We start from the raw sequence: 7,589 nt of genomic DNA, 5'->3' as shown, positions 1-7,589 counted from the left end.
TAATCTCAGGAAGAAAGCTTGCAATTGTCCCAATTTTGAGAGCTGGGCTTGGCATGGTTGACGGGCTTTTGAAACTCATTCCTGCAGCAAAAGTGGGTCATATTGGGCTTTACAGAGACCCACAGACTCTAAAACCTGTCGAGTATTATTGCAAGCTTCCTCAAGATGTGCATGAAAGAGACATAATTGTGCTTGATCCAATGCTGGCAACAGGAGGGTCTGCTTCTGCTGCGTTTGATTACATCAAAAGGTACAATCCACAGAGCCTGAAACTTATGTGCCTGATTGCAGCACCAGAGGGGATTGAAAGGTTGACAGCTGACCATCCCGAGGTTGAAGTGTACTGTGCAGCAGTTGATGAGAAGCTAAACGACCATGGATATATTGTACCAGGGCTTGGAGATGCAGGGGATAGGCTCTTTGGTACAAAGTAAAAAACAGAAGTTGGAGGAAATACAATGAGACCTACATGGGATGAGTACTTTATGCAGATTGTTGATATTGTGAAGGAAAGGTCAACGTGTTTGAGACGAAAAGTTGGAGCACTAATTGTTAAGGACAAGAGGATTTTAGCAACAGGCTACAACGGTGCACCAAGTAATCTGCCTCACTGTGAAGAAGTAGGTTGCTTAAGAGAAAAGCTTAATGTCCCATCAGGACAAAGACATGAGCTTTGCAGAGGACTTCATGCTGAACAAAATGCGATAATCCAAGCAGCTAAAATGGGCGTAAATATCGACGGCAGCGTTATTTACACAACAACCTATCCATGTGTGATTTGTGCTAAAATGATAGTGAATGCTGGTATCAAAAAGGTGATTTACAAAGGCTCATATCCAGATGAGATGAGCCAAAAGATATTTGAAGAAGCTGGTATAGAAGTTGTAAAATTTGAGGAAAATGAAAAAAGGTGATGGAAAATGAGCAAGAAAAGTACGTTTATAATTTTAGCTGCTGGCGAAGGAAAGAGAATGAAATCTAAATATTCCAAGGTTGTCCAAAAGATTATGGGAAAGCCCATGATACTTTATATAATAGACGAGATTGAAAAAAACTTTGAAGATGGTAAGATTGTGGTTGTTGTAGGAAATAAAAAAGAGGATGTGTATAAGGTTTTAGAAGGAAGGAATGTAAAGTTTGCATATCAAGAAAAACAGCTTGGCACAGCACATGCTGTGATGTGTGCTATGGATTATGTCTCAGATGATTCGAAGGATGTATTTGTTTTATATGGTGATGCACCTTTTATAAAGGCTGATACTTTAAAGAGGCTTTCTCAAAAGAGAGAAGAGGAAGCTGCAGCACTTTGTCTTCTGACAGCTATTTTTGAAAATCCATACGGTTATGGTAGGATAATTGCAGATGAAAATGGCAATGTAATAAAGATTGTTGAAGAGAGGGACGCAACTGAAGAACAAAGAAAAATAAGGGAGATAAATCCCGGATTTTATTGCTTTGAAAAACACGAGCTTGTGAATGTTTTGAGCAAGATTGACAATAAAAATTGCCAGAATGAGTATTATCTAACAGATGCCATTGAGATACTAAATAGAAGTGGCAAAAAGGTTGTAAAAGTAACTGTAGAAGACAATTTTGAGGTTATGGGAATTAACTCAAGGTATGAGCTTTTTGTTGCTGAGCAGGAGTTAAAACTCAGGATAAATAAAGAACATCTCTCAAGAGGCGTGCAGATAATAGACATATATAATACCTATATTCATCCAGATGTTCAAATTGGAAAGGATACAGTAATTTATCCGGGTACGTTTATCCTTGGCAAAACTTCAATTGGGGAGGACTGTGTAATTGGTCCACAGTCTTACATTGTAGACTCAAAAATAGGAAATAACTGTCATATCCAGTTTTCTGTGATAGAAAATTCTGAAATAAAGGATAATGTCAAGATAGGACCATATGCGCACTTGAGACCAAACAGCCTCTTAGAAGAAGGAGTAAAAATTGGAAACTTTGTTGAGGTAAAAAATTCTAAACTTGGCAAGAACACAAAGTCAGCCCATCTTACATACATTGGGGATGCTGATATTGGCGAGAATGTGAATTTAGGCTGTGGAACAATATTTGTAAACTATGATGGATATAAAAAACACAGAACAGTTGTGGAGAACAATGCCTTTATAGGTTGCAATTCTAATCTCATTGCGCCAGTTAAAATTGGAGAAAATGCCTACATTGCAGCAGGTTCTACAATAACAGAGGACGTGCCAGCAAATGCGCTTGCAATTGCGAGAGAGAGGCAGACAAACAAAGAGGGTTGGGTACTGAGACGAAAACAAATGTATGAGAGCAGGTAATTTTTTAAAGATGAAAAAAAATTTAAAAATATTTTAAAGATGGATTATTTTTTTGTGTTATAATATAGATTGCGCATAAAAGATGTTTAAATTAACTTTTGTGCTGGGGGTAAAAAAAGTGATAACACATGGCAAAGAGATAAAGATATTTGCTGGAAATTCTAACAGAGAGTTAGCAGAAGAAATAGCCAAAAAGCTCAACAAAAAACTTGGCGATGCAGAAATAGGCAGGTTTTCAGACGGTGAGATTTCAGTTAAGATTAATGAAACTGTACGTGGGGCGGATGTGTTTGTTGTTCAGTCAACATGCCACCCTGTCAATGAGAATCTCATGGAACTTTTAATTATGATTGACGCTTTTAAAAGAGCCTCAGCCGGAAGAATAACAGCTGTCATTCCTTACTATGGATATGCAAGACAAGACAGAAAAGCCCGAGCTCGTGACCCAATTACTGCAAAGCTTGTTGCGAATTTGATTACATCTGCAGGAGCAGACAGGGTACTTACCATGGACCTTCATGCGCCACAGATTCAAGGATTTTTTGACATCCCTCTTGACCATTTGATTGGTGTTCCGATATTGGCAAAATACTTCCTTGAAAATGTCAATCTTGAGAATGCAGTTGTTGTATCACCCGATTTGGGAAGTGTTACAAGAGCTCGCAACTTTGCAACAAAGCTTGATTTGCCGCTTGCTATCGTGGACAAAAGACGCCCCAAGGCAAATGTCGCTGAGATAATGAACATTATTGGTGATGTGAAGGACAAGACTGCCATAATGGTTGATGATATGATAGACACAGCAGGGACAATTGTTGCAGCAGCACAGGCTCTCATGGACTATGGCGCAAAAGAGATTTATGCTTGCTGTACACACCCGGTTTTGTCTGGTCCTGCTGTTGAGAGAATCCAAAACTCGCCAATTAAAGAGCTGATTGTGTTGAACACTATTCCTCTGCCACCTGAAAAGAGAATAGACAAAATTAAAGAGCTCTCTGTTGCTGACCTGTTTGCTGAGGCAATTAACCGAATATATGAAGATGTTGCAATTTCGACTTTGTTTGATGAATACATCAGCACAAAGCCAAATAGATAACTTATATAGAAAGATTTTCTGTAATAAAATGAATCTAAAGGCTGTCTTTTGCTCAAAATTTGAAAGGCAGCCTAATTTTTATAAAGAAGGAGTGAATTTGAGTTTGGATTACATCATTGCTGGGCTTGGGAATCCTGGAGAGAGATATACTTTTACACGCCACAACGCAGGTTTTTTGGCAATTGATTATTTAGCACAGGCCTTCAACACAAAAGTGGACAGAATAAAGTTCAAAGGACTTATTGGAAGTTTTGAGTATGCTGACAAGAAAGTACTTCTTTTAAAACCCATGACATACATGAACTCAAGTGGTGATAGTATTGTAGAGGCAGTAAACTTCTACAAAATAAAGCCTGAAAAGCTAATTGTCATCTACGATGACATTGCATTTGATGTTGGAGTTGTTAAGATGAGAAAAAAAGGCTCAGATGGTGGGCACAACGGTGTAAAGTCTATCATCCAGCGCCTTGGCACAGAAGAGTTTCCAAGGATTAGAATTGGCATTGGAGTGCCAAAGGAGGATATGGTAAAATATGTACTGTCAGAATTTGAAGATTTTGAGAAACAAAAGATCTTCAAAGCTATTGAAAAGGCAGCACAAGGTATTAAGATTTTACTCGAAAGTGGCATTGACAGAGCTATGAACTATATAAATGGAGATGTGGTGGTGTAGATTTGCTTAAAATTTTTGAAAAACTTGATGAATTTTTGAAAGTTGAGGAAGCAATTTTAAAAAAGCGCCTTCCCATACTTGTCACAAACCTTGGCGAAATGGGGAAGGCCCTCTTGGTCCATGCAATATGTCAAAAATTTAACAAAAAGGTTCTCTTTATAACGCATCAAAAAAGCAAAAGTGAGTGGGAAAAGAGGTTTAAAAATCTTTTTGACAAGGTAATAGTTTTACAAGAGAGAGAAAATCCTCTTATAAACTCATTTGCAAAGAGCAAGGACTCTGAGATCCAAAGGGCGGAGGAGTTTGTCAGAATTTTTGAAGAAGGATTTGATGTGCTTATTTTAAGCCCTCAAAATTTGCTTGAAAAGTATTCTGATTTTAAGTGTGAGTCTCTCATCCTTGAAGAGAACAAGGAGTTAGGCTTTGAAGAATTTTTAACCACACTTCCAAGGTATGGTTATGAAAGAGTTAAGGTTGTTGAGAAAAAAGGTCAATTTTCTCAAAAAGGTGGAATAGTAGATATATACCCTATTTTCAGCAAATACCCTGTTAGAATAGAATTCTTTGGTGATACAATTGACACTATAAGGTATTTTGACGTTGAGACTCAAAAGTCGTTTGAAAGGGTCTCTTGTGTAAAGATTTATAAAGCTTGTGAATGGGATTTAGGTATTGACTTTTCAGATGGTATTAAAAAGATAGTAGCAGATTTTAAAAAACTTCAAAACAAACTCAAAGGTGACGCAAGAAAAAACTTAGAAGAAAGTTTCAAAGATGTAATAGACAGAGTTGAACTAAAAATTGATAAACTATATCCTTACTATTACCAAAATTTTAGGTCCATTTTTGATATTTTCGGCGATTGCTTTGTTATAATTGACGAGTATACTCAGGTTTACAGCAGCTTGAAAACTTTTGAAGAGCAGACTGAAGATCTTTACAAAGACCTTTTAGAAAAAGGATATGTTCTGCCAAAAATGGCAGAGTGCTATTTCAAAGTCTATGATATATTGGAAAAACTTTCCTCTTCAATTATCCTTCAAACGTTTGCGCAAAGCATAAAAGAGATTCAAGTAAAAGATATCTTTTCTTTTAATAATCTCCGGGAGATTCCTTCGTACAATGGCCAAAAAGAACTTTTAATAGAGGATATAAGGTATTACCAGTCAAAGGGTTATTTGATAAATGTCTTTGCTGGAAGTGAGACTTCACTTGAGGATTTAAAATCAGAACTTGAAAAGGATAGAATAGAATTTAACGAAACAGATGAGGTTTCAGCAGGTAACCAGGGAGTTTATCTTCTTCCACGGTCGATTGAAAAAGGGATTGAAATACAAAACTTAAAATGGGTTTGCCTTAGCTTTTTCAATGTGGAAAAGAAAAAAGGAAGAGATGTCAAAAAAAGACCAAAATCAAAAAAAGAAACGTTTTATACAATTGAAGACTTAAAATACGGAAGCTATGTTGTTCATAGGACATATGGTATAGGAAAATTTTTGGGATTTGAGAAGATCACTGTTGAGGGTGTGACAAAAGAATATTTGAAACTTGAATACGCTAATAACTCTTACTTGTATGTGCCAACCACTAACTTGGATGTAATTGAGAAATATATAGGTACTGATGATTCAGAACCCAAACTCTCAAAGCTTGGAACTTTAGATTGGCAAAAACAAAAACAAAGAGTTAGAAAATCGCTTGAGGTTGTGGCAAAAGACATAGTTGAGCTGTATGCAAAAAGGCAGCTCAAAAAAGGTTTTAAGTTCTCGCCTGACACCATTTGGCAAAAAGAGTTTGAGGAAAAGTTTCCATACACCGAAACAGAAGGTCAGCTTCAGGCAATTGAGGAGATTAAAAAGGACATGGAATGCGAAAAGCCTATGGACAGGATACTTTGTGGTGATGTTGGATATGGCAAGACAGAGGTTGCAATGCGCGCAGCATTTAAAGCTGTGATGGACTCAAAGCAGGTAGCGGTGCTTGTTCCAACTACAATCTTGGCTCAGCAGCACTATATGACATTTGTACAACGGATGAAGGATTTTCCAATAACAATTGAAGTACTTTCGCGTTTAAAAAGTGAGAACCAGCAAAAGAAGATATTAAGAGGGTTAAAAGACGGTACAATTGATATAATTATTGGAACTCATAGACTTTTATCAAATGATGTAAAGTTTAAAGACTTAGGGCTTTTGATTATTGACGAGGAGCACAAATTTGGAGTTGAACACAAGGAAAAGATAAAAAAGTTGAAAGAAAATGTGGACGTTTTGACTCTTACAGCAACACCAATTCCAAGAACACTCAATATGGCGCTGTTGGGCATAAGAGATTTGAGTGTCATTGAAGACCCTCCAGAGGATAGGTTTCCTGTGCAGACTTTTGTCATGGAGTACAATGAAAAGGTGATAAAAGAAGCAATCTTAAAAGAGGTTTCAAGAGGAGGGCAAGTATTTTACCTTTACAACAGGGTAAAAGGTATAGAAGAAGTGGTAAATAGGCTTCAAGCACTTTTAGGGGAAGACGTCAAGATTGCATATGCGCATGGTCAGATGGATGAAAGACAATTAGAAGAGGTGCTTATTGACTTTATAAACGGTAAATATGATGTACTTGTCTGCACAACAATAATTGAATCAGGTGTTGATATGCCAAATGTTAATACACTCATTGTGGAGGATGCAGACAGACTTGGTCTTGCCCAGCTTTACCAGCTTCGTGGAAGGGTTGGGCGATCAAATAAGCTTGCGTATGCATATTTCACATTCAGAAAAGACAAAGTGCTTTCTGAGGAGGCTGCAAAAAGGCTTTCTGCTATAAAGGAGTTTACAGAGCTGGGCTCAGGTTTTAAGATTGCAATGAGAGACCTTGAAATAAGAGGTGCAGGCTCAATCGTGGGGAAGCTCCAGCATGGGCACATTAATGCTATTGGTTATGACATGTATATAAGACTTTTGTCAGAAGAGATTAGAAGGCTCAAAGGAGAAGATATCCAGCCGGAGATTGAGCCGCAGATAGATATAAAGGTAAATGCTTATATTAGTAGTGAATATATCGATGATGACAAGGAAAGAATTAACATGTACAAGAAGATTTCTTCTATTGATACAAAAGAAGATGTTCAAGAAATCTATGATGAGCTTATTGACCGATTTGGAGATATTCCAAAAGAGGTTGACAATCTCATAAAAATTGCTTATATTAAGTTCCTCTGCAAAAGATTAGGAATTCTCTCTATTTCACAAAACGATAGTGAAAAGGTTAAGTTGCAATTTGGGGCACAAGAAAACGTTACTTTGATCAAGACCTTGCTTTGTGAAAAAGGTATTTTGTACAGCGAAGGTAAAGATGGCACATTGATATTTTCTTTGTCGAAAGATTCTTTGGACTTTTTAGTAAATCTTTTGGAAGATTTAGCTGAAAAAGTTTGCTGAGGAACAGGTGCTTTAAAATAATCCTTCATTGTTTTATAATATTGTTATTATCAAAAAATACTTTAGACAAAGGA

The 7,589-nt window shown here is 37.0% G+C and carries 6 protein-coding genes; all 6 read left to right on the top strand.

All coding sequences use genetic code 11. From position 1 onward, the window contains the following. Positions 1 to 434 (top strand): uracil phosphoribosyltransferase (gene upp, locus H964_RS06870; protein ID WP_039766010.1); only part of this gene is annotated, 434 nt, incomplete at its 5' end. Positions 435 to 458: 24 nt separating this feature from the next. Next, positions 459 to 914 carry a deoxycytidylate deaminase gene (locus H964_RS06865; protein ID WP_011916741.1) on the top strand — a complete coding sequence of 152 codons (456 nt, stop codon included), beginning with the start codon at positions 459 to 461 and terminating at the stop codon, positions 912 to 914. Between the two features lie 6 nt (positions 915 to 920). Then, the gene (gene glmU / locus H964_RS06860) at positions 921 to 2,312 is read left to right on the top strand and encodes a bifunctional UDP-N-acetylglucosamine diphosphorylase/glucosamine-1-phosphate N-acetyltransferase GlmU (protein WP_039766008.1); all 1,392 of its coding nucleotides are present in this window, start codon (positions 921 to 923) and stop codon (positions 2,310 to 2,312) included. Between the two features lie 118 nt (positions 2,313 to 2,430). Next, positions 2,431 to 3,408, top strand: a complete 978-nt coding sequence (locus tag H964_RS06855) for a ribose-phosphate diphosphokinase (protein WP_039766006.1) — start codon at positions 2,431 to 2,433, stop codon at positions 3,406 to 3,408. A 103-nt stretch (positions 3,409 to 3,511) separates the two neighbouring features. Further along, on the top strand, positions 3,512 to 4,081 hold the full coding sequence (gene pth, locus H964_RS06850; protein ID WP_039766004.1) for an aminoacyl-tRNA hydrolase: 570 nt from the start codon (positions 3,512 to 3,514) through the stop codon (positions 4,079 to 4,081). A 2-nt stretch (positions 4,082 to 4,083) separates the two neighbouring features. Further along, on the top strand, positions 4,084 to 7,515 hold the full coding sequence (gene mfd, locus H964_RS06845) for a transcription-repair coupling factor (RefSeq protein ID WP_039766002.1): 3,432 nt from the start codon (positions 4,084 to 4,086) through the stop codon (positions 7,513 to 7,515). The last annotated feature ends 74 nt before the right edge of the window (positions 7,516 to 7,589 follow it).

It is taken from the genome of Caldicellulosiruptor sp. F32, assembly GCF_000404025.1.
Taxonomy (GTDB): domain Bacteria; phylum Bacillota; class Thermoanaerobacteria; order Caldicellulosiruptorales; family Caldicellulosiruptoraceae; genus Caldicellulosiruptor; species Caldicellulosiruptor saccharolyticus.
This window is presented reverse-complemented; position numbering and strand designations above follow the sequence as displayed.

What these genes read in the sequence shown, in the direction of transcription:
- H964_RS06865 (WP_011916741.1), top strand. Translation starts at nt 459, where the DNA reads ATGAGACCTACATGGGATGAGTACTTTATGCAGATTGTTGATATTGTG.
- glmU (WP_039766008.1), top strand. Translation starts at nt 921, where the DNA reads ATGAGCAAGAAAAGTACGTTTATAATTTTAGCTGCTGGCGAAGGAAAG.